Here is a 21,739-nt window from a genome sequence, read left to right as displayed (position 1 = left end):
CCCGCCCGGCCCGCGCCGGTACCGCGTCTCGGTCCGTCGGCGGCACCCGCCAGGCCCGCGCTGCCGCCTCATCCGGGCTCGTCGGTGGCACCCGCCCGGGCCGCGCCGGCACCACATCCCGGCTCACCGGCCGCACCCGCCCGGTCCGCGCTGCCGCCTCATCCGGGCCCGCCGGCGGCACCCGCCCGGCCCGCGCCGGCACCGCATCCCGGCCCACCGGCCGCACCCACCCGGCCCGCCCAACCGCATCCGCCGGCGCACCCCGACCCCTCACCCGAACCCGCCCCGCGGAGGTCCGAGCATGAGCACCGACTACACCGCGGACGAGATGATGAGCGTCGCGGCCGCCCGCGCCCTCGCCGGCGGCAAGTCCTGCTTCGTCGGCATCGGCCTCCCCAGCAAGGCGGCCAACCTCGCCCGCCGCACCCACGCCCCCGATCTGAACCTGATCTACGAATCGGGCTGCCTCGGCGCGAAGCCCTCCCGCCTGCCCCTCTCGATCGGCGACGGCGAGCTGGCCGACACCGCCGACGCCGTGGTCAGCGTCCCCGAGGTCTTCAACTACTGGCTCCAGCCGGGCCGCATCGACGTCGGCTTCCTCGGCGCCGCCCAGCTCGACAAGTTCGGCAACATCAACACCACGGTCATCGGCTCCGACTACCACGACCCGAAGGTCCGCCTCCCGGGCGCGGGCGGCGCCCCGGAGATCGCGGCCTCCTGCGGCGAGGTGTTCATCGTCCTGCGCCAGAACCCGCGCGCGTTCGTGGAGAAGGTCGACTTCGTCACCTCGTTCGGCCACGGAACGGGCAGGGGCGACCGTGAGCGCCTGGGCCTCCCCGGCCAGGGCCCGACCCTGGTGGTCACCGACCTGGGCCTGCTGCGCCCCGACCCCGAGACCGCCGAACTGACCCTCACCGAGCTCCACCCCGGCGTCGAGCTCGATCGGGCCATCGCGGCGACGGGGTGGAAACTGAAGGTCGCGGAGGACCTGAAGGCCACCCCCGCCCCGACCGAGCAGGAGCTCAAGGTGCTCCGAGACCTGGAGAAGGCGAGCGCATGACCGACGTCTACATCCTCGACGCGATCCGCACCCCGTTCGGCCGCTACGGCGGGGCGCTGGCCGGCGTCCGCCCGGACGACCTCGCCGCCGGGGTCCTCAAAGCGCTCCAGGCCCGCGCCGGCCTCGATCCGTCCACAGTGGACGAAGTCACCCTCGGCGACGCGAACGGCGCGGGCGAGGACAACCGCAACGTCGCCCGCATGGCCGCGCTGCTGGCCGGCTGGCCGACGACCGTCCCGGGCAGCACCGTCAACCGCCTCTGCGGCTCCGGCCTCGACGCGGCGATCCAGGCGAGCCGGGCGATCCAGGTCGGCGACGCCTCCCTCGTCGTCGCCGGCGGCGTCGAGTCGATGACCCGCTCGCCGCTGGTCATGCCGAAGCCCGAAAAGGCGTTCCCCGCCGGCAACCAGACCCTCTACAACACCGCGCTCGGCTGGCGGATGGTCAACCCGGCGATGCCGTCGCAGTGGACGGTCTCCCTCGGCGAGTCCACCGAACAGCTCGCCGAGCGCTACGGCATCGGCCGCGACGAGCAGGACGCCTTCGCCGCGCGCAGCCACGTCAACGCCGCCAAGGCCTGGGACGAAGGCTTCTACGACGACCTCGTCGTCACGATCGAGGGCGTCGACCTGGCCCGCGACGAAGGTATCCGCCCGGACTCCAGCCCCGAGAAACTCGCCAAGCTGAAGCCCGTGTTCCGCAAGGAAAACGGCACCGTCACGGCGGGCAACGCCTCCCCGCTCAACGACGGCGCCTCGGCCCTCCTGCTCGGCGACGAAGCCGCCGCCGGCCGGCTGAACAGGGCTCCGCTCGCCCGCATCGCCGGCCGGGGCGCAGCCGGCGTCGACCCGGACGTCTTCGGCATCGGCCCGGTGCGCGCGGCCGAGATCGCCCTCGAGCGCGCCGGCATCGGCTGGGACGACCTGGCCGCGGTCGAGCTCAACGAGGCCTTCGCCGCGCAGTCGCTCGCCTGCCTGCGCGACTGGAAGGACCTCGACCCGGAGATCGTCAACACCCACGGCGGCGCGATCGCCATCGGGCACCCGCTCGGCGCGTCGGGCGGCCGGATCCTCGGCACCCTGGCCCACGACCTGCACCGCCGCGGCGGGGGCTGGGGCCTGGCCGCCATCTGCATCGGCGTCGGCCAGGGCCTGGCCGTCGTCCTCGAAGGCCGGTAAAGGAGAACAGACGTGGCCACTCCGACCGAACTCAGGCTGCCGCGCTACGGGCAGGACCCCGAAGGCACGCACCCCCCGCTGGACTCCACCGGCTACCGCTCCACGGCCCTGCGGCACCCCAAGCAGGACCTGGTGCTGCTCCCGCAGATGCTGACCGAGGTCACCGGCCCGCTGCTCGGCCCCGGCCGGCTCGGCGAGCTCGACAACGACCTCACCCGTCAGCACGCGGGCGAGCCGCAGGGCCAGCGGATCATCGTCACCGGCCGGCTCCTCGACGGCGACGGCCGCCCGGTGCGCGACTCCCTCGTCGAGATCTGGCAGGCGAACGCCGGCGGCCGCTACCGGCACACCGGCGACCGCTGGCCGTCGCCGCTCGACCCGAACTTCGACGGCGTCGGGCGCGCACTGACCGACAGCGACGGCCGCTACACCTTCACCACCATCAAGCCCGGCGCCTACCCGTGGAAGAACCACGACAACGCCTGGCGCCCCGCGCACATCCACTTCTCGGTGTTCGGCTCGGCGTTCACCCAGCGGCTGGTCACCCAGATGTACTTCCCGGACGACCCGCTGTTCTCCCAGGACCCGATCTTCAATTCGATCCCGGACGAAAAGGCCCGGCAGCGGATGGTCTCGCGCTACGACCACGAGATCACCCAGTCCGAATGGGCGCTCGGGTTCCAGTTCGACATCGTGCTGCGCGGGCGTGACGCGTCGGTGTTCGAAGAGGAAGAGGACGAGGACGAATGACCAGGCTGCTCCCCACCCCTTCGCAGACGGTCGGCCCCTACCTGTCGATCGGGCTGCCCTGGCCCGACGGCCCGCACGTCGTGCCCGAAGGCACGCCCGGCGCGTTCCGGATCCGCGGCACGGTCCGCGACGGCAACGGCGACCCGGTCCCGGACGCGATGATCGAGACCTGGCAGGCCGACCCCGACGGCGGCTTCGCCCACCCGGACGACCCGCGCGGCGCGGCGAACGGCGAGTTCCGCGGCTTCGGCCGCTGCCCGACGGACGTCGACGGCACGTACGAGATCCTCACGCTGCTGCCCGGCGTTGTCCCCGGCGAAGGCGGCACCACGCAGGCGCCGCACATCGACGTGTCGGTGTTCGCGCGCGGCCTGCTCAACCGGGTCGTCACGCGGATCTACTTCGAGGACCAGGACAACTCCGCGGACCCGGTGCTGGCGACCGTCCCGGCGGAGCGGCGCGCCACGCTCATCGCGGCGAAGACCGACGACGGCTACCGCTTCGACGTGCGCTTGCAGGGCGACGGCGAGACGGTGTTCTTCGCGGTATGAACGGAGGAGGAGGCGGCGTGAGCTCCGTGCGGGTGCACCGGGTCGTGGAAGGCCCGGAGGACGGGCCGGTGGTGGTGTTCGGCGGGTCGCTCGGCAGCGACCTCCGGATGTGGGAGCCCCAGGTGGTGCCGCTGCTCGAACGCGGCTTCCGCGTGGTCCGCTACGACACACGCGGTCACGGCGCCTCGCCGGTGCCACCGGGTCCGTACGAACTGGACGACCTGGGCGCCGATGTCCTCGCGCTGCTCGACGAGCTCGAGGTCGAGCGGGCCCACCTGGTGGGGCTTTCGCTCGGGGCGATGACGGGCATGTGGCTCGGCGCCCACGCACCGGACCGGGTGGCGAGCCTGGTGCTGTGCTGCACGTCCGCGAAGCTCGGCCCGCCGAGCATGTGGGCGGAGCGGGCCGCCAAGGTCCGCGCCGAGGGCACTTCCGCGGTCGCGGCGGCGGGCGTCACCCGCTGGCTCACCCCGGGCTACGCCGAGCGGCACCCGGACCGCGCCGCCTACCTGCGGTCGATGATCGCCGGGGTCCCGGCCGAGGGGTACGCGGCGTGCTGTGGCGTGATCGAGCGGATGGACCAGCTCGACGCGCTGCCGAAGATCACCGCCCCGACGCTGGTGATCGCGGGCGCGGACGACCCCGCGACCCCGCCGGAGGAGCACTCGCGCCCGATCGCGGAGGGCATCCCGGGCGCGCGGCTGGAAGTCGTCGCGGACGCGGCGCACCTGGGCAGCTACGAGCAGCCGGCGGAGTTCACCCGGCTGATCCTCGACCACTTGGAGCGAGTGTGACCGACCGGCACGAACAGGGCATGAAGGTGCGGCGCGAGGTGCTCGGGGACGAGCACGTCGACCGCGCCGTCGCGGGCACGACGGACTTCAGCCGCCCGTTCCAGGACTACATCACCGAGGGCGCGTGGGGGTCGGTGTGGTCCCGCGACGGCCTCGACCGCCGGACGCGCAGCTGCGTGACGCTGGCGGCGCTGACGGCGTTGCAGGCGCACAACGAGCTGGCGATGCACGTCCGCGCGGCGGTCCGCAACGGCCTGACGGCGGCGGAGATCAGCGAGGTCCTGCTGCACACGGCCGTCTACGCGGGCGCGCCGGCGGCGAACGCGGCGTTCGCCATCGCGCAGCGCACCCTCGCCGAGCTCGGCGAGCCGAGCGCCCGGCCGGCCGACGCCGGATAGGGTGCCGGTCATGGACGCGGGGAGGCCGATCGACGTCGAGCTGGACAGCGAGCCGGCGCACCGTGGTGCCCACCACGTGCAGTCGCTGGAGCGCGGCCTGGCCGTGATCAAGGCCTTCCACGCGGGAGCGGCGGAGCTGACCCTGAGCGACGTCGCCCGCGCGACCGGCTTGACCCGCGCGGCGGCCCGCCGGTTCCTGCTGACGTTGACCGACCTCGGCTACGTCCGCACCGACGGCAAGTACTTCTCCCTGACCGCGCGCGTGCTGGAGCTGGGCTACGCGTACTTGTCGAGCATGACGTTGCCCGAGGTGGCCCAGCCGCACCTGGAGAAGCTGTCCGCGACGGTCCACGAGTCGAGCTCGGTCTCGGTCCTCGAAGGAACGGACATCGTCTACGTGGCGCGGGTGGCGATCTCCCGGATCATGACGGTCAGCATCAACGTGGGCACCCGCTTCCCGGCGTACGCGACCTCGATGGGCCACGTCCTGCTGGCCGGCCTCAGCAAGGCGGAGCTGGAGGCGTACTTCCTGGTGGCGAGCCTGGACCGCCTCACCGACCACACGGTGACGGCCCCGGACCCCCTGCGCGCGGAACTGGCGGCGGTGGCCGACCAGGGCTGGGCGATGGTCGACCAGGAACTGGAGGAAGGCCTCCGCTCGGTGGCGGCCCCGATCCACGACCGCAAGGGCCGCACGGTGGCGGCGGTCAACCTGTCCACGCACGCCAGCCGCACGACGGCGGAGTCGGTCCGCGAGAACCTGGTCCCCCCACTCCTGGAGACGGCCCGCGCGATCGAAGCGGACCTGGCGATCGGAGCCCCGGGCCGAGCCCATGGCTGACCCCCCACTGCCTGCCACCCGGGTCGCCGGCCTCCTCCTGGCCGCAGGAGCCGGCCGCCGTTTCGGCGGCCCGAAGGCCCTGGTCGAGCTGAACGGCGAACCCCTGGTCCGCCGAGCCCTCCAAACCCTGACGGCGGCAGGCTGCACCCCGATCCGCGTAGTCGTGGGCGCAGCTGCCGCCGAAGTCCGCGCCCTCCTCCCCGACCCATCGTCGGCGGTGTTCGCGGAGGACTGGCAGACGGGCATGGGAGCCTCCCTCCGAGCAGGCTTGGCCGCACTGGCGGAAACCCCCGACGCTCCGGTGGCGGCCTTGGTCCACCTGGTCGACCTGCCGTGGGTAGGCCCCGAGATCCTCACGCGGGTCGCCGCGGAGGCAACCCCGGAGGCAGTGGCCCGCGCGTCGTACAACGGAGTCCCCGGCCACCCAGTCCTCCTCGGCCGCGACTGGTGGCCGGAGATCGCAGCCACCGCCCAAGGCGACCGAGGCGCCCGAGACTGGCTCGCGACCCGCAAGGACCTGAGACTGATCGAGTGCGCCGACCTGGGTAGCGGCCGCGACGTCGACCGCCCCACCGACTTGCCGAACCCGCCGCCCCGCTGACCACCCGCCCCAGCGCAAGCGGCTTCCGGCACTTCGCCGCTCCGCCCGCGCTGCTCCCCGCTACCCTTTCCCGCCCAGCCCCTCCCACGCCGTCCCGGCCCGCGGCCTCACCCAGCGAGTCGACACCGCCCACGCGAGCCGCCTCGGGCCGGGCCGCCGGCCGCTCCGGCACTGCAGCCGCCTGCCCGCCCTCCGGCAGGCGGGCCAGCCTGCCGTCCGCCTCGGCAGGCCGGCCTCGGGTTGCCCCGGTTCTGCAGCCATGCCGACCAGCAAGTCGCCGCCCGGCATGCGAGCTGTCCCCGGCCGCCCCGGCCCGCCGCCTCCTGGCCAGCGCGTCGTGGCGCGGCACGCCAGTTGCGCTCGGCCACCTGGCATGCCGCGGCCAGCAAGCCGCCGCCCCGCAGCGCGGCACGCCAGTTGCGCCCGCGCACCCGGCCGCGCCTCGCCGGGCACCAGGCCGCGTCCGGCAGGCGCCCCGCCGCACCCCGCCGGGCACACGGCCGCACCCCGGCCGTGCCCCGCCGCGCGCTCCGGCGGGCACGCGGCCGTGGGTCATCCGTCCGGGCCTCCTGCTCCGCACACACCGCACCCTCCCCACCCGCCGCCTACGATCGGGGCGTGACCGACTTGCTCGCCTCGCCCGAAGAACTCGCCGTTGCTCTCGACGGGACCGGTTACCTCGCCGATGACGGGCTGGCCACCGCCGGGTTCCTCGCGCTCAAGATGGGGCGCCCGCTCTTCTGCGAAGGCGAACCCGGTACCGGCAAGACCTCGCTCGCCCTCGCCCTCGCCGCCGCGCTCGAGCGTCCTCTCGTGCGGCTCCAGTGCCACGAGGGCATCGACGCCGCCCAGGCGCTCTACGAGTGGGACTTCCCCCGCCAGCTCCTGCACCTCCGGGCGCTCGAAGCCGCCGGCACGCTCGATGTCGAGGCCGCCGAACGGTCGCTCTACACCGAACGCTTCCTCCTAGCCCGGCCCCTTCTGCAGGCCCTCAAAGCTCCCTGCGTCCTGCTCGTCGACGAGATCGACCGCGCCGATGACGAGTTCGAAGCCTTCCTCCTGCAGCTGCTCGACGAGAACGCCGTCACCATCCCCGAGTACGGGGAGGTCCGAGCCGCGCAGCCGCCGCTCGTCGTGCTCACCTCCAACCGGACGCGGGAGGTGCACGACGCTCTCAAACGGCGGTGCCTCTACCACTGGCTGGAACACCCGGACCTGGTTCGGGAGGTCATGATCCTGCGCCGTAGAATCCCTCGAATAGGTGAAGTTTTAGCTCGGCAGATCGCTGAAGCGGTGCATCGGCTCCGTGAAATGGACCTGCTGAAGCCACCGGGAGTAGCTGAGTCACTCGATTGGGCGAGAGCCCTGATGACTCTTGAGCGCGACGAGCTGGACGCGGCCACCGCGGCGCGGACGCTCGGGGCCGTCCTGAAGTACAGCGAAGACCTCGACCGGGTACGGGCGAAACTCGACGCCCTGTTCGCCTGACCCGAGGGCCGAGACGGGGGAGAACCTGCGGATGAGCGTGGCGGAAACGACCGAGACGAGACCGGCCGCGGAGCCGGCGCCGGATCGGCCCGAGGCGGCCGGGGCGAGGACCGGCACCTGGCGGGGCAAGCTCGCCGCCGTGGCCGCGATCCTCGGCGGCACCGCGCTGATCGCCGTGCACGCGTCCTTCTACGGCCACTGGCTGATCGACGACGCCGCCATCACGTTCGCCTACTCGCGCAACGTCGCCGACGGCTTCGGGCCCGTCCTGCAGCCCGGTGCCTCGCCGGTCGAGGGGTACTCCAACCCCACCTGGATGGTGCTGCTCGCGCTCGGGAAGCTCGTCGGCCTGTTCGACCACGGGACGCTGTTCGGGGTCAACGACCAGATCCTCTTCCCGAAGGCGCTCGCGCTGGCGTGCTGCCTGGGCGTCCTCGTCCTGTTCTACTTCGGCGCCAAGACGCTCACCCGCCGCCCGGCGCTGGTCACCTTCCTCACCGGGGCCGTGCTCGCCGCGATCCCGTCGTTCGTGATCTGGTGCTTCTCCGGGCTCGAGAACTCCTTCTACGCCCTGACCGTCGCCGCGCTCGCGGTGGTGATCCTGCGCGCGGTCCAAGGCGGACGGCTGCTCGGCACGCAGGTCGCCGTCGGCACCGGGCTGATCGCCGTGCTCGCCGCGCTGACCCGGCCCGACGGCATCATCTACGCCGGTGCGTACCCGATCGTCGTCCTGCTGTTCCTCAAGCGGGAGCTGCTCGGCCGCAGCGTCCGCGCGGTCGTCCTGTCCGTCGCCGGCTTCGCCGTACCGTACGGCGCTTACGTCGTCTTCCGCTGGTTCGAGTTCGGCCGGCTGGTGCCCAACACCGCCGTCGCGAAGGGGCAGGAGCCGCCGAACCTCGACGACCTCGCGCGGCCCGGGGAGATCGTCTCCTACGTCGGCTGGCTGGTCGTCGCGATCGCCGTCGCGTGCCTGGTGATGCTGATGATCCGGCCGTCGAAGCTGCGCACCGGCCTGATCGCGCTGCTGGCGCCCTTCGGGCTGACCGTCGTCGCCTACATCGTCCTCGAGTACGACTGGATGGGGCAGCTGCGCTTCGCCACCCCGGTCTGGACGCTCGGCGCGTTCGGCGCCGTGGTCGTGGTCGTCGAGGCCCTGTCCGCGGCCCGGCTGCGCGGCCGGATCGTGCTCGCCTGCCTGCTGGTCGTGGCCGCGGTCAGCTCGGTGAGCGGGTTCTACACCCAGGGCACGACCTACCGCGCCAACGTCAAGACCGCGTTCTGCATCGTCGCCGAGCGCGACGCGCAGGCCGTCAACGGCTTCGCGGACATCCTGAAGCTGCCGGACACCGCGCAGGTCGGGCTGATCGACCTCGGCGGGACGTCGCTGGGCAGCCGCATCCGGGTGCTCGACCTGGCCGGCCTCGGCGACAAGCCGATCGCCGACTACCTGCACCGCGCCGACATGCAGGGCCTGCGCGACTACGTCTTCACGAAGGCCAAGCCGGAGCTGATCACGTTCATCGGCTCGTGGATCACCACGCTGCAGTTCGACCGGGACCCGCGGTTCGAGCAGGACTACGTGACGATCTTCGTCAACCAGCCGATCGGGAACATGACCGTCGATTCGCGCAACTGGGTCAGCTACCACGTCCGGCGCGACCTGGTCGACCCGGCGAAGCTCGCCGAACTCCAGGCGTACGCGCAGAAGACGCTGCCGCCGATCCTGGAGCTGAACAAGACGGCCGGCCTGCGCGGCTGCGCGAACATCCAGCCCGGCATGAAGGTTTCCTGACGCACGAACCCGAAACGCCCGCCCGGTCCACAATGGACCGGGCGGGCGTTTTAATTGCGTTGCCGGGCTCGCGCGACTCCGGCATCCTTTTCCTCACACAGCCGGAACCGCCACCGAGAGGAGGAGATCGTGACCCGACAACGGAACCGCCGCGCCACGGTCTCCCACGCCGTTCGCTGAAATCTTTCCGAAAAGCTCTTCGCGCCCACCCGCCGCTACCGGGTCGGCCGCGGCGAAGAGCGCGGTCCGCGTGCCCACCCGGGGAGGGGCGGGTGCGCGGGCCGCCTCGTCCCGGTAGCTCAGCAGGACAGAGCGCGGCGCTACGAACGCCGAGGTCCGAGGTTCGACTCCTCGCCGGGACACCAGCAGTGCACCCCCGAACGAGCGCACAATGGGGGCATGACCACCGCCGCCGATCCCGTCGCCGGGTACGCCGGGTTCGCCGCCGCGCTGCGCGAAGCCGGGGTGGCCTGCGACGCCCACCGCGTGCAGGCCTACCTGGCCGCCGTCGCCGAGATCGACGTCGCCGAGCCCACGCAGCTGTACTGGGCCGGGCGGCTGACGCTGTGTTCGAGCCCCGACGACCTCCCGAGTTACGAAGAAGCCTTCAGCCAGTGGTTTTCCATCGAGACGCCGACTCCGCAGCGCACGAAGACCGCCGCGCCGAAGCAGGCCCGGATCGCGCCGCTCGTCGACGCCGAGGGCGGGGACGCCGAGGGCGGCGACGGCCAGGACCAGCTGAAAGTCGCCGCGAGCGCCCAGGAAGTGCTGCGCCACCGCGACCTCGCCGCGCTGACCACGGCCGAACGCGAACACCTGCGTGAGCTGCTGGCCACCCTCAAACCGGTGCCCCCGAAGCGGCCGGCCGCCCGGCGGACGCCGTCGCGGCGCGGCCGGCTCGACCCGTCGCGCACGCTGCGCGCCATGCTCGCCAGCGGTGGCGAGCCGCTCAAGCTCGTGCACGCCCGCCGCGGCACGCGCCCGCGCCGGGTGGTGCTGCTCATCGACGTTTCCGGTTCGATGAGCCCGTACGCCGACGCGCTGCTGCGGTTCGCCCACGTCCTGACGCGGTCCGCGCCCCAGGCGGTCGAGGTCTTCACCCTCGGCACGCGCCTCACGCGGGTGTCGCGCCAGCTGCGCCAGCGGGACCCGGAACGCGCCATGCTCGCGGCCGGCTCCGCGGTGCCCGATTTCGCCGGCGGCACCCGGCTCGGCGAGACGCTGCAGGCGTTCCTCGACCGCTGGGGCCGCCGCGGGGTGGCCCGCCGCGCGGTGGTCACGGTGTTCTCCGACGGCTGGGAGCGCGGCGACACCGGCCTGCTCGGCGAGCAGCTCGCCCACCTGCGCCGGCTCGCGCACGCCGTATTCTGGGTGAATCCCCACGCCGGAAGGGCGGGGTACGCTCCGGTCCAGTCGGGCATCGTCGCGGCGCTGCCCCACATCGACCGGCTGCTGGCCGGGCACACCCTGGCCACCTTGGAACAACTGCTCCGGGAGATTGCCGATGCGTGACGTACTGGACGACGTGTTCCGCCGCTGGACCGACGGCGAGACCGTCGGACTCGGCACCGTGGTCGCCACCTTCTCGTCGGCGCCGCGCGCGCCCGGCGCCGCGATGGTCGTCGCCCCCGACGGCACCGTCGCCGGCAGCGTGTCCGGCGGCTGCGTCGAAGGCGCGGTCTACGAGCTCGCGCAGGAGGTCGTCGCCGAGCGCAAGCCGGTGCTGCAGCGCTACGGCGTCACCGACGACGACGCGTTCGCGGTGGGCCTGACCTGCGGCGGGATCATCGACATCTACGTCGAGCACGTCGACCGCGCGTCGATGCCGGAGCTCGGCGACGTCGTCGCGTCGGTGCGCGGCGGCGAGCCCGTCGCCGTGGTGACGGTGATCGAGCACGAGCGTGAGGGCCTGGTCGGCGAGCACATGATCGTCTGGCCGGACCGCACCGCGGGCTCGCTCGGGTCGTCGCGGATGGACGACGCGGTGGCCGACGACGCGCGCGGCCTGCTGGCCAGCGGCCGCACCGGCACCCTGCACTACGGCCCGGACGGGCAGCGCCGCGGCGAGGGCATGGCGGTGTTCGTCAACTCGTTCGAGCCGCCGCCCCGGCTGCTGGTCTTCGGCGCGATCGACTTCGCCGCAGCGATGGCCCGCATGGGCGGCTACCTCGGCTACCAGGTCACGGTGTGCGACGCGCGGCCGGTGTTCGCCACCAGCAGCCGCTTCCCGGACGCGCACGAGGTCGTCGTCGACTGGCCGCACCGCTACCTGAAGGCGGAGGCGGACGCGGGGCGGATCGACCAGCGCACGGCGATCGCGGTGCTGACCCACGACCCGAAGTTCGACGTGCCGCTGCTGGAGATCGCGCTGCGCCTGGAGGTCGGCTACGTCGGCGCGATGGGCTCCCGCAAGACCCACGACGACCGGTTCGCCCGCTTGCGCGAAGCCGGGATCACCGAGGGGGAGCTGGAAAGGCTGTCCTCGCCGATCGGTCTCGACCTCGGTGCCCGGACACCGGAAGAAACCGCCGTCTCGATCGCCGCGGAGATCATCGCGCTTCGGTGGGGTGGCGGCGGCAAGCGGCTCGCCGAGCTGACCGGACGCATTCACGGCTGATGAAAGCCCCCGGGCGGCACTGCTCCGGGTGGCTTACAAAAGTTCACCCATCCGGACTTCCGCACGTGCGGAGTTGCGCAGTGCATTCCCGTGCATCTGCGGAACAAGTAGTTGAACGTGTGACATCAGGGCTTGTCCGCGCCAAGGTCGCGTAGCACGCTCGGGAGTCTGTGAGCCCGATCACCTCGGGCAGGCCGTTCCCGAACCGGCTTTTGGAGGCCTGATGCGCATCACCGTCACCGTCGACGGGACGAAGTACACCGACGAAGTCGAGCCCCGCACCCTGCTCGTGCACCACCTGCGCGAAAAGCTCGGCAAGGTCGGGACCGTCGTCGGCTGCGACACCAGCAACTGCGGCGCGTGCACCGTCCACCTGGACGGCCACAGCGTGAAGTCCTGCTCCGTGCTGGCCGTGCAGGCCGACGGCTGCGAGGTCACCACCATCGAAGGCCTCGCCCGGGACGGGCAGCTGCACCCGGTGCAGAAAGCCTTCCACGACAACCACGCCCTGCAGTGCGGGTTCTGCACGCCCGGGATGATCATGCAGTCGATCGACCTGCTGGCCGACAACCCGGATCCGGACGAACAGGCCGTCCGGGAAGGACTCGAAGGCAACCTCTGCCGCTGCACCGGCTACCAGAACATCGTCCGGGCGGTCCGCGACGCCGCGCAGAACATGAGCCCCGGCGCCGGCCCCGAAGCGGAACGGATCTCCGAGAACAAGCACGTCGGCGTGGGTGGTGACTGATGACCGCCACGATCGAACCGGAGGTCGGGAAGTCCCGCCGCCGCAAGGAAGACGAACGGCTGATCACCGGCCGCACCCGCTGGACCGACAACCTCGCGCTGCCCGGGATGCTGCACATGGCGGTCCTGCGCAGCCCGTTCGCGCACGCCAAGATCGTCTCGATCGACACGTCGGCGGCGAAGGGCGCCGCCGGGGTGGTCGCCGTGTTCACCGCGAAGGACCTCGACCCGGACAGCTCGATCGGCATGCCCTGCGCGTGGCCGATCACGCCGGACATGAAGGCGCCGCGCCGCCCGGTGCTCGCCGCCGACCAGGTCAACTTCGCCGGTGAGGGCGTCGCGGTCGTCGTCGCGCGGACGTCGGCCGAAGCGCACGACGCGCTCGAAGAGATCGACGTCGAGTACGACGAGCTCCCGGTCATCCTCGACATGGAAGCCGCGATCGCCGACGGCGCCCCGCTCGTCCACGAAGACCAGGGCAGCAACACCAGCGCCGTCTGGAAGTTCGACTCGGCCGAAGCCGGCACCGGCGGCAACGTCGAAGAGGCCATCAGCTCGGCGGAGGTCGTCGTCAAGCGCCGCTTCCGCCAGCAGCGCCTGGTCCCGGCGTTCATGGAGCCGCGCGCCTGCGTCGTCGACCCGACGGGCACGCAGCTCACCATGTGGTCGGCCACCCAGGTGCCGCACATCCTGCGCGTGATGTCGGCGCTGACGCTCGGCATCCCCGAGCACAAGCTGCGCGTGATCGCCCCGGACGTCGGCGGCGGCTTCGGCGGCAAGATCGGCGTCCTGCCCGAAGAGATGATGTCGCTGCTGGTCGCGCAGAAGCTCGGCAAGCCGGTCAAGTGGAACGAGACGCGCTCGGAGACGATGCTCGCCGCGCACCACGGCCGCGACCAGATCCAGGACATCACCATCTCGGCCACCCGGGACGGACAGGTGACCGGCCTCAAGGTCGAGCTGCTCGCCAACCTCGGCGCGTACAACGGCCTGGTCGGCACCGGCGTACCGATCCTCGGCGCGTTCATGTTCAACGCGATCTACAAGTTCCCGGCGTACCACTTCGCGTGCACCAACGTGTACACGACGACGACGCTGACCGACGCCTACCGAGGTGCCGGCCGGCCGGAAGCGACGTTCGCGATCGAGCGGATCATGGACGAGCTCGCCGTCGAGCTCGGCGTGGACCCCCTGGAGCTGCGCGAGAAGAACTGGATCAAGCACGAGGAGTTCCCGTTCACCACGGTGTGCGGGCTGACCTACGACTCGGGCAACTACGAAGCCGCGACGGCGAAGGCCAAGCAGCTCTTCGACTACGACGGCCTGCGCGCCGAGCAGGAGAAGCGCCGCGCGTCCGGCGACAAGGTCCAGCTCGGCATCGGCATCTCGACGTTCACCGAGATGTGCGGGCTCGCGCCGTCGCGGGTGCTCGGCTCGCTCGACTACGGCGCCGGCGGCTGGGAACACGCGGCGATCCGGATGCTCCCCACCGGCAAGGTCGAGGTCATCACCGGCGCGTCCGCGCACGGCCAGGGCCACGAAACGGCGTGGAGCCAGATCGTCGCCGACCAGCTCGGCGTCGCGTTCGAGGACGTCGAGATCATCCACGGCGACACCCAGTCCTCCCACAAGGGCATGGACACCTACGGGTCGCGCTCGCTGGTCGTCGGCGGGATCGCCGTCGTCAAGGCGGCGGAGAAGGTGGTCGCGAAGGCCAAGCCGATCGCGGCGCACCTGCTCGAATGCGCCGAGGACGACCTGGAGTTCGCGAACGGCAAGTTCACCGTGAAGGGCACCGACACCTCGACCGGGATCGCCGACATCGCGCTCGCGGTGTTCGCGGCGCACAACCTGCCCGACGGGGTCGAGCCGTCGCTCGACTCGGACGCCACGTTCGACCCGGAGAACTTCTCCTACCCGCACGGCACGCACCTGTGCGCGGCCGAGGTGGACACCGAGACGGGCCGGATCAAGCTGCGGTCCTACGTCTGCGTCGACGACGTCGGCGTCGCGGTGAACCCGCTGATCGTCGAGGGCCAGGTGCACGGCGGGCTCGCACAGGGCATCGCGCAGGCGCTGTTCGAAGGCACCGAGCACGACGAGAGCGGCACGCTCACCACCGGCACGTTCGCCGACTACCTGCTGCCCTCGGCGGCCGACCTGCCGTCGTTCACCACCGACCGCACGGAAACGCCGTCGACGACCAACCCGCTGGGTGCCAAGGGCGTCGGCGAGGCGGGCACCATCGCCTCGACCCCGGCGGTGGTCAACGCGGTGATCGACGCCGTGCGCCACTTCGGGGTGAACGACATCGAGATGCCGTTGACGCCGATGCGGGTCTGGCACGCGATGCAGCACGGCACCACCGACGCGGGCGGCCCCGGCCGCGGCGAAGCCGGTGGCGGACTCGGTTCGATCGACGCCTCCGGAGGTGCGCAGTGATCCCGGCTCCCTTCGAGTACGCCCGCCCGTCCACAGTGGACGAAGCGGTGCAGGCGCTGGCGTCGGCGGGCGAGGACGCCAAGGTGCTGGCGGGCGGGCAGAGCCTGCTCCCGGTGTTGCGGATGCGGCTCGCCGCGCCGACGACGCTGATCGACCTCGGGCGCGTCCCGGAGCTGCGCGGCGTGCGCGAGGACGGCGACGCGCTGGTGATCGGCGCGATGACGACGCACTACGACGTCCAGCACGACCCGCTGGTCGCCGAGCACGCGGCGCTGCTCAAGGCGGCGACCGACACGGTCGCCGACCCGCAGATCCGCCACCGCGGCACGCTCGGCGGCGCGATCGCCCACGCCGACCCGGCGGGCGACCTGCTGGCGCCGGTGCTCGCGCTGGAAGCGTCGCTGGTGGTGGCCGGGCCCTCGGGGCGCCGGACGGTGCCGGCCGCGGAGTTCTTCCAGGACCTGTTCACCACGGCGCTGGCTCCGGACGAGCTGCTCGTCGAGGTCCGTGTGCCCAAGCACACCGGGTGGCGGGCGCACTACGAGAAGTTCAACCGGGTCGCCCAGGCGTGGTCGATGGTCGCGGTCGCGGTCACCGTCCGCACCGAGGCGGGCGTCATCGAGGAGGCCAGGGTCGCGCTGACGAACATGGGCTCCACGCCGGTGCGCGCTTCGGGCGTCGAAGCGGCGCTGGTCGGCGTCCAGGCCGCGGCGGATTCGATCCGCGCGGCGGCGTCGCACGCGGCCGAGGGCACGAATCCGCCGGTCGACGGCAACGCCGACGTCGAATACCGCCGCCACCTGGCGAAGGTGCTGACGGGCCGTGCCATCGCGGCGGCGGCCGGGGCCTGAGGACTCCGGTCGTCCACCCTGGCCGCGGCCCCGGCGGCGGCTAGGGTGGGCACCGGACACCCCAGGTCTGGCAGAGAGGAGGTCGGCCCGTGCGGCTCGACCACGAATTCACCGTCCCGGCCCCGATCGGCGAGGTCTGGCAGGCGGTCGTCGACCCCGAGCGCGTCGCCCCGTGCATGCCGGGAGCCACGCTGACCAAGGTCGAAGGCGACGCCTTCAGCGGCACGGTGAAGGTCAAGCTCGGGCCGATTTCGCTGCTCTACAAGGGGAAGGGCGAGTTCCTCGAGAAGGACGAGACCGCGCACAAGGTCACGATCAAGGCCTCGGGCAAGGACTCGCGGGGGGCCGGCACGGCGTCCGCGACGGTCACCCTGACGTTGACGGAGAGCGACGGCGGCACCCACGGTTCGGTGGCGACCGACCTGGCGATCACCGGCAAGCCGGCCCAGTTCGGGCGGGGCCTGATCAGCGAGGTGGGCGGCAAGATCCTGGACACGTTCGCGGGGTGCCTGTCGGGGAAGCTCGCCCCGGAGCCGGCTGCCGCGCCGGCCGCCGCTCCGGCGCCCGAGCCCGCGGTGAAGCCCGCGCCGACGACGGCGGAGATCAACACCGAACCCCGGCCCTCGGCACCGCAGCCGGACCGCCCGCCACTGCGCAGCGTCCCGGCGGCCCCGGAGACCGAAGCGATCGACCTGCTCGACTACGCGGGGCAGTCGGTCTTGAAGCGGCTGGCGCCGGTGCTGCTCGGCATCGCCGCGGTGGCCGGCGTGATCGCGATCATCCGCGCGCTGCGCAAGTAGGCGGGTCCCGGCGAGCCGCATCGCTTCGCCGGTGCTCGCGGGCCCGGCCAAGACCGTCGGCGCGATTTCGCTCGGCGTCGCCGCGGTCGCGATCATCGCGCCCTGTGCAAGTAAGCGCGCACCGAAGGGTCGCGATCTACCCTGCGCAGATCTTCCGGCCGGCCGCCCGGTTCAATTCCGCCGGACCGGCGACGTGGCTCGCTCGAACGGCTACGCTGGGCGACCTGGTCGGCCGAACTTCGCGCAAGGGGTACGTCACGATGCCGGTTCGTCACATCGGCGGCTTCGGCTCTTGAGAGCCCAGGCCGCCGTGCGCCGGGAAGCGCTTTCCGACTGGCCGGGGTGGCCCGCGCGGTGGGAGATGTGGACCGCGGCGAAAACGCGGTGGATCGTCTACGCCCTCGGCTGCGAGCTGCTCGCCGTCGGCGCGACCGCCGTCGCGCTGGGTACCGGGTTCGGGGAGCCGGTGCGGCCGGTCTGGTTCGCGGTGCTCGTCGCGCTCGGGGTGGCGCAGGCCGAAATGTCGCGCCGCATCGAACGGCTGCGGCGGTGGATGAGCGGGCAGACGCACATCAACGTCACCTCGGTCTGGTACCTCGCCGGCGTCGTGCTGCTACCGCCCGCCTGGGTCGCGCTGCTCGCCCTCGTGCTCTACGCCCACCTGTGGGCCCGGGTGTGGCGCCAGGTCCGGACGCGGCCCGCGCACCGCTTCGTCGCGAGCACCGCGTGGGCGATGCTCTCCTGCTTCGCGGCTTCGTCGGTGCTCGCCGTGCTGGGGTTGCACGGGACGCCGTTGCAGACCCCGCGCGGGTTGTTCGCGCTGTGCCTCGCCGCGGCGGTGTTCGAGCTGGTGAACATCGGGCTCGTGGCGGCGGGCATCTACCTCTACACGAGCCAGCGCTCGGCGGCCGACCTCATCGGGACCTGGGAGGACAACGCCTTCGAGCTGGCGACCCTCTGCCTCGGCGGGCTGGCCGCCTTGGCGCTGGTCGAGCAGCCCGTGCTGGTCGTGTTCGTGGTCGCGCCGTTGCTGCTGCTGCACCGGTACCTGCTGCTGAAGCAGCAGCTGCAGGTCGCCGCCGTCACCGACGAGAAGACCGGGCTGCTCAACACCGCCGGCTGGCACGACTCCGCCGTCCGGGAGCACGCCCGCGCGCTGCGCCGGGGCACCGGCAGCCGCTTCGCCGTGCTGATGATCGACCTCGACCACTTCAAGAAGATCAACGACACCTACGGCCACCTCACCGGCGACGACGTGCTGGCGGCCGTGGCGGTGGCGATCTCGGGCTCGGTGCGCCAGGGCGACACGGTCGGCCGGTTCGGCGGCGAGGAGTTCGTGGTGCTGCTGCCGGGCATCGGCCACGGCGACGTGCTCGCCATCGCCGAACGCGTGCGGGTGGCGGTGGGCGAGCTCAACGTGGTCATCTCGACCGGCGGCGGGACGGTCCGGGTGAGCGGCCTGTCGGTGTCGATCGGGGTGGCGTGCCACCCCGGCAGCGGCCATGCGCTCGACGACGTGCTCCGCGCCGCCGACGCGGCGCTGTACCGGGCGAAGGAAGCCGGCCGCAACCGCGTCGCCGTGTGACGAACGGCGCGAAATAGCCGCTCGCGCAGGCCGTTGAACCCGGTATGAGCGGCGCGGATCACGAGACGGACGTGGTGGTGATCGGGGCCGGCCAGGCGGGCCTGTCCGCGGCGTACCACCTGCGGCGCGCCGGCTTCGCCAACCGGACCGGTTTCGTCGTGCTGGACCACGGGAAGCGCGCCGGGGGAGCGTGGCAGTACCGGTGGCCGTCGCTGGTGCTCGGCAAGGTGCACGGCATCCACGACCTGCCCGGCATGGCCTTCGGCTCCCCGGACGTGACGCGCCCCGCCTCCGAAGTCGTTTCCGAGTACTTCGCGCGCTTCGAAAGCGTGTACGACCTCCCGGTGCAGCGCCCGGTCGACGTCCGGTCGGTGACGCGGGCGGGCGACCGGCTGGTGGTTTCGAGCCCGGCGGAGTCCTGGGCGGCGCGGGCCGTGATCAGCGCGACCGGCACCTGGGACCGGCCGTTCTGGCCGCACTACCCGGGCCAGGAGACGTTCGCCGGCCGCCAGGTGCACACCGCGGACTACGCCGGGCCCGAGGACTTCCGCGGCGAGCGGGTGGTCGTCGTCGGCGGCGGCGCGTCGGCCGTGCAGCTGCTGATGGAGTTCGCCCCGCTCGCCCGCGCGACGGCGTGGGTGACGCGGCGCCCGCCGGTCTGGCGGGACGAGCCGTTCAGCGAGAACTGGGGACGCAACGCCGTCGCGAAGGTCGACGAGCGCGTGCGGGCCGGGCTGCCGCCGGAAAGCGTCGTGAGCGTGACCGACCTGGCCGTGACGCCGGAGGTGCGGGCCGCGCGGGCGGCCGGGATCCTGGAGCGCCGCCCGATGTTCGCCCGGATCGTGCCCTCGGGCGTCGAGTGGGCGGACGGCACGCGCTTCGACGCCGACGTGATCCTGTGGGCCACCGGCTTCCGCGCGGCGGTCGACCACCTCGCCCCGCTGCACATCCGCGAGCCGGGCGGCGGCATCCGCGTGGACGGCACGCGGGTGGCGCTCGAGCCGCGGCTGCACCTGGTGGGGTACGGGCCGTCGGCGAGCACGGTGGGGGCGAACCGCGCGGGGCGGGCCGCGGTGAGCGAGATCCGGAAGCTCCTGACCACGGCCTGACCGCCCACTTACGGGCGATTTGTGGCGTTTCGCCCCGAACCGCCCCGATGCCGTGAAATGATCATCGGGTGAAGAAGACACTGGGGCGTCTGGGCGCCGTCACCGCAATCACCGGTTCACTGCTCGGCCTCGCGGCGGGCACCGCTTCCGCGGGGAACCCGCAGTACATCCGCAGCTACCAGTGGCAGGCCGACTGCGAGCGCGCCGCGGACGAAATCCGCAGCGGGGCCGACCTCGCCGCGTACTGCCGGTGGGACCAGGGGCACACCGAGTGGGACCTGTACGTCCTCTCGCTCTGATCCCGCGAAGAAAAGGTGCCGTTCCCCGGCCGCAACCGGGGAGCGGCACCTTTTTTCGTGGCCGTCCCACGTCGCGAAGCAGTATCCCGGTCAGCGAAACGGGACAAGACAAGAACTTGTCAGGCCAAGCTACTCGCCGTTAAAGTCCGCTTAGTTAGGAAACTTTCTTAACTGTTTTACCCGACGCCGCAGCCCCGTCAAGCCACCGCCAAGGCCCTTAAGGAGTGCGACGTGCCGTCCACCCGATTACGACCCCTCGCCCGACTCGCCCCGGTGCTCGCCGCCGTGGTCCTGCTGCCCTCCGCCATCGCCGCGGCCGCCACCACCCAGGCCGCCGATGTGCTGCTCTCGCAGGGCAAACCCGTCGCCACCTCGACCGTCGAAAGCTCGTCCTACGCCGGGACCAAGGCCGTCGACGGCAGCACCACCACCCGCTGGGCCAGCGTCGAAGGAGCCGACCCGCAGTGGCTGCGGATCGACCTCGGCCAGTCCGCCGCCGTCCACCGCGTGGTGCTGAACTGGGAAGCCGCCTACGCCAAGAAGTACCGCATCGAGGTCTCCGACGACGGCACGACGTTCACCACCGCCGCCACCGTCGACAACGGCGACGGCAAGACCGACGACCTGACCGGGCTCACCGCCCACGGCCGGTTCGTGCGCTTCGTCGGCCTCACTCGCGCCACCGGCTACGGCTACTCCTTCTGGGAGATGCAGGTCTTCGGCAGCACCGACTCCTCCGGCGACACGCAGGCCCCGACCGTCCCGGCCGGGCTCACCGCCGGCACCGCGACCGCCACCGGCGTCCCGCTGAGCTGGAGCGCCGCCACCGACAACGTCGGCGTCGCCGGGTACGACGTGCTGCGCAACGGAACCGTCGTCGCCACCAGCGCGACGACGTCCTACACCGACACCGGGCTGACGCCGGACACCAGCTACACCTACGCGGTCCGCGCGCGCGACAACGCGGGCAACGTCTCGGCCGCGAGCACGCCCGTCACGGTGAAGACCGCGGCCGGCAGCCCGGGGTTCACCCTCGCCGCCGCCGGTGACATCGCCGAACGCTGCACGTCCAGCAGTTCCAGCTGCGCCCACGTCAAGACCGCGAAGCTCGTCGAGACCATGAACCCCGCGGCCGTGATCACCATGGGGGACAACCAGTACGACGACGCGCACCTGTCGGACTTCAAGTCCTACTACGACAAGACCTGGGGCAAGTTCAAGAGCAAGACCCGCCCGATCCCCGGCAACCACGAGACCTACGACGACACGCCGTACAAGGGCTACGACGACTACTTCGGCGCCATCGCGAAGCCGAACGGCAAGCGGTACTACAGCTGGGAAATGGGCAACTGGCACTTCATCGCCCTGGACTCCAACGACTTCGCCACCCACGAGTTCGGCCCGGACGAGCAGATGGCGTGGCTGAAGCAGGATCTCGCGAACAACAAGAAGGGCTGCGTCGCCGCCTACTGGCACCACCCGCGGTGGAGCTCCGGTGACCACGGCGACAACCCCGACAGCATCGAGCTGTGGAACCTCATGGCGGCCAGCAAGGTCGACCTGGTCCTCAACGGCCACGACCACGACTACGAGCGGTTCGTCCCGCAGAACGCCGACGGCAAGGCGGACGGAGGCGGCCCGGTCGAGATCGTCGGCGGCTCCGGCGGGGCGAGCCTCTACGACCTGAGCTCGCCGCACGCCACGACCGCGAAGCTGCTCAAGACCTACGGCGTGCTCAAGCTGTCCATGACCGACACGAGCTTCCAGTCGCAGCTCATCGGCGTCGACGGCAAGGTCCTGGACAGCAGCCCGACCTACACCTGCCACTAGGAGGGA

The 21,739-nt window shown here is 72.1% G+C and carries 20 protein-coding genes and 1 tRNA gene; all 21 read left to right on the top strand.

The window, feature by feature from the left end:
- Positions 1 to 301 precede the first annotated feature (301 nt).
- The 21 genes from AB0B33_RS42565 to AB0B33_RS42465 all read left to right on the top strand — a co-directional run bounded on the left by AB0B33_RS42565 (position 302) and on the right by AB0B33_RS42465 (position 21,733).
- On the top strand, positions 302 to 1,060 hold the full coding sequence (locus AB0B33_RS42565) for a CoA-transferase subunit beta (RefSeq protein WP_247013183.1): 759 nt from the start codon (positions 302 to 304) through the stop codon (positions 1,058 to 1,060).
- The gene (locus AB0B33_RS42560) at positions 1,057 to 2,238 is read left to right on the top strand and encodes a thiolase family protein (protein ID WP_360782690.1); all 1,182 of its coding nucleotides are present in this window, start codon (positions 1,057 to 1,059) and stop codon (positions 2,236 to 2,238) included. Before AB0B33_RS42565 ends, AB0B33_RS42560 begins: the two co-directional genes overlap by 4 nt.
- A gap of 12 nt (positions 2,239 to 2,250) precedes the next feature.
- Entirely contained in the window at positions 2,251 to 2,988 is a 738-nt protein-coding gene (gene pcaH, locus AB0B33_RS42555) for a protocatechuate 3,4-dioxygenase subunit beta (RefSeq protein ID WP_360782687.1), read from the top strand.
- Entirely contained in the window at positions 2,985 to 3,539 is a 555-nt protein-coding gene (pcaG, locus tag AB0B33_RS42550) for a protocatechuate 3,4-dioxygenase subunit alpha (RefSeq protein ID WP_360782684.1), read from the top strand. Before pcaH ends, pcaG begins: the two co-directional genes overlap by 4 nt.
- A gap of 17 nt (positions 3,540 to 3,556) precedes the next feature.
- The gene (gene pcaD / locus AB0B33_RS42545) at positions 3,557 to 4,333 is read left to right on the top strand and encodes a 3-oxoadipate enol-lactonase (protein WP_360782681.1); all 777 of its coding nucleotides are present in this window, start codon (positions 3,557 to 3,559) and stop codon (positions 4,331 to 4,333) included.
- Positions 4,330 to 4,731, top strand: a complete 402-nt coding sequence (gene pcaC / locus AB0B33_RS42540; protein WP_160701811.1) for a 4-carboxymuconolactone decarboxylase — start codon at positions 4,330 to 4,332, stop codon at positions 4,729 to 4,731. Before pcaD ends, pcaC begins: the two co-directional genes overlap by 4 nt.
- 10 nt (positions 4,732 to 4,741) lie before the next feature.
- Positions 4,742 to 5,572: an IclR family transcriptional regulator C-terminal domain-containing protein gene (locus AB0B33_RS42535; RefSeq protein WP_247013172.1), complete on the top strand. Its 831-nt coding sequence runs from the start codon at positions 4,742 to 4,744 to the stop codon at positions 5,570 to 5,572.
- Positions 5,565 to 6,173, top strand: a complete 609-nt coding sequence (locus AB0B33_RS42530) for a nucleotidyltransferase family protein (RefSeq protein WP_360782677.1) — start codon at positions 5,565 to 5,567, stop codon at positions 6,171 to 6,173. The genes AB0B33_RS42535 and AB0B33_RS42530 overlap by 8 nt, the downstream gene beginning before the upstream one ends.
- A 618-nt stretch (positions 6,174 to 6,791) precedes the next feature.
- Complete coding sequence (locus AB0B33_RS42525) at positions 6,792 to 7,661, top strand: MoxR family ATPase (RefSeq protein WP_360782674.1); 870 nt, start codon at positions 6,792 to 6,794, stop codon at positions 7,659 to 7,661.
- A gap of 31 nt (positions 7,662 to 7,692) precedes the next feature.
- On the top strand, positions 7,693 to 9,453 hold the full coding sequence (locus AB0B33_RS42520) for a hypothetical protein (protein ID WP_360782671.1): 1,761 nt from the start codon (positions 7,693 to 7,695) through the stop codon (positions 9,451 to 9,453).
- Between the two features lie 288 nt (positions 9,454 to 9,741).
- Positions 9,742 to 9,818 (top strand) — tRNA-Arg (locus AB0B33_RS42515).
- Positions 9,819 to 9,852: 34 nt separating this feature from the next.
- Positions 9,853 to 10,965: a VWA domain-containing protein gene (locus AB0B33_RS42510; RefSeq protein WP_360782668.1), complete on the top strand. Its 1,113-nt coding sequence runs from the start codon at positions 9,853 to 9,855 to the stop codon at positions 10,963 to 10,965.
- A complete protein-coding gene (locus AB0B33_RS42505; protein WP_247013162.1) occupies positions 10,958 to 12,070 on the top strand; it encodes an XdhC/CoxI family protein in 1,113 nt (370 codons plus the stop codon). Before AB0B33_RS42510 ends, AB0B33_RS42505 begins: the two co-directional genes overlap by 8 nt.
- A gap of 223 nt (positions 12,071 to 12,293) precedes the next feature.
- Complete coding sequence (locus AB0B33_RS42500; RefSeq protein ID WP_247013161.1) at positions 12,294 to 12,818, top strand: (2Fe-2S)-binding protein; 525 nt, start codon at positions 12,294 to 12,296, stop codon at positions 12,816 to 12,818.
- A complete protein-coding gene (locus tag AB0B33_RS42495) occupies positions 12,818 to 15,259 on the top strand; it encodes a molybdopterin cofactor-binding domain-containing protein (RefSeq protein ID WP_247013159.1) in 2,442 nt (813 codons plus the stop codon). The genes AB0B33_RS42500 and AB0B33_RS42495 overlap by 1 nt, the downstream gene beginning before the upstream one ends.
- The gene (locus AB0B33_RS42490; RefSeq protein ID WP_360782663.1) at positions 15,256 to 16,110 is read left to right on the top strand and encodes a xanthine dehydrogenase family protein subunit M; all 855 of its coding nucleotides are present in this window, start codon (positions 15,256 to 15,258) and stop codon (positions 16,108 to 16,110) included. The genes AB0B33_RS42495 and AB0B33_RS42490 overlap by 4 nt, the downstream gene beginning before the upstream one ends.
- 89 nt (positions 16,111 to 16,199) lie before the next feature.
- Positions 16,200 to 16,910 (top strand): SRPBCC family protein, encoded by a 711-nt coding sequence (locus tag AB0B33_RS42485; RefSeq protein ID WP_360782660.1) that lies wholly within the window; start codon positions 16,200 to 16,202, stop codon positions 16,908 to 16,910.
- A gap of 361 nt (positions 16,911 to 17,271) precedes the next feature.
- Positions 17,272 to 18,495 carry a GGDEF domain-containing protein gene (locus AB0B33_RS42480; protein ID WP_360782782.1) on the top strand — a complete coding sequence of 408 codons (1,224 nt, stop codon included), beginning with the start codon at positions 17,272 to 17,274 and terminating at the stop codon, positions 18,493 to 18,495.
- Positions 18,496 to 18,539: 44 nt separating this feature from the next.
- Positions 18,540 to 19,604 (top strand): NAD(P)-binding domain-containing protein, encoded by a 1,065-nt coding sequence (locus AB0B33_RS42475; RefSeq protein WP_360782657.1) that lies wholly within the window; start codon positions 18,540 to 18,542, stop codon positions 19,602 to 19,604.
- Between the two features lie 68 nt (positions 19,605 to 19,672).
- On the top strand, positions 19,673 to 19,903 hold the full coding sequence (locus AB0B33_RS42470; protein ID WP_247013149.1) for a hypothetical protein: 231 nt from the start codon (positions 19,673 to 19,675) through the stop codon (positions 19,901 to 19,903).
- 273 nt (positions 19,904 to 20,176) lie between these two features.
- Positions 20,177 to 21,733: a discoidin domain-containing protein gene (locus tag AB0B33_RS42465; RefSeq protein WP_360782779.1), complete on the top strand. Its 1,557-nt coding sequence runs from the start codon at positions 20,177 to 20,179 to the stop codon at positions 21,731 to 21,733.
- Positions 21,734 to 21,739 lie beyond the last annotated feature (6 nt).

Origin of the sequence: Amycolatopsis sp. NPDC049159 (assembly GCF_040648295.1) — a bacterium.
GTDB lineage: Bacteria > Actinomycetota > Actinomycetes > Mycobacteriales > Pseudonocardiaceae > Amycolatopsis > Amycolatopsis pretoriensis_A.
This window is presented reverse-complemented; position numbering and strand designations above follow the sequence as displayed.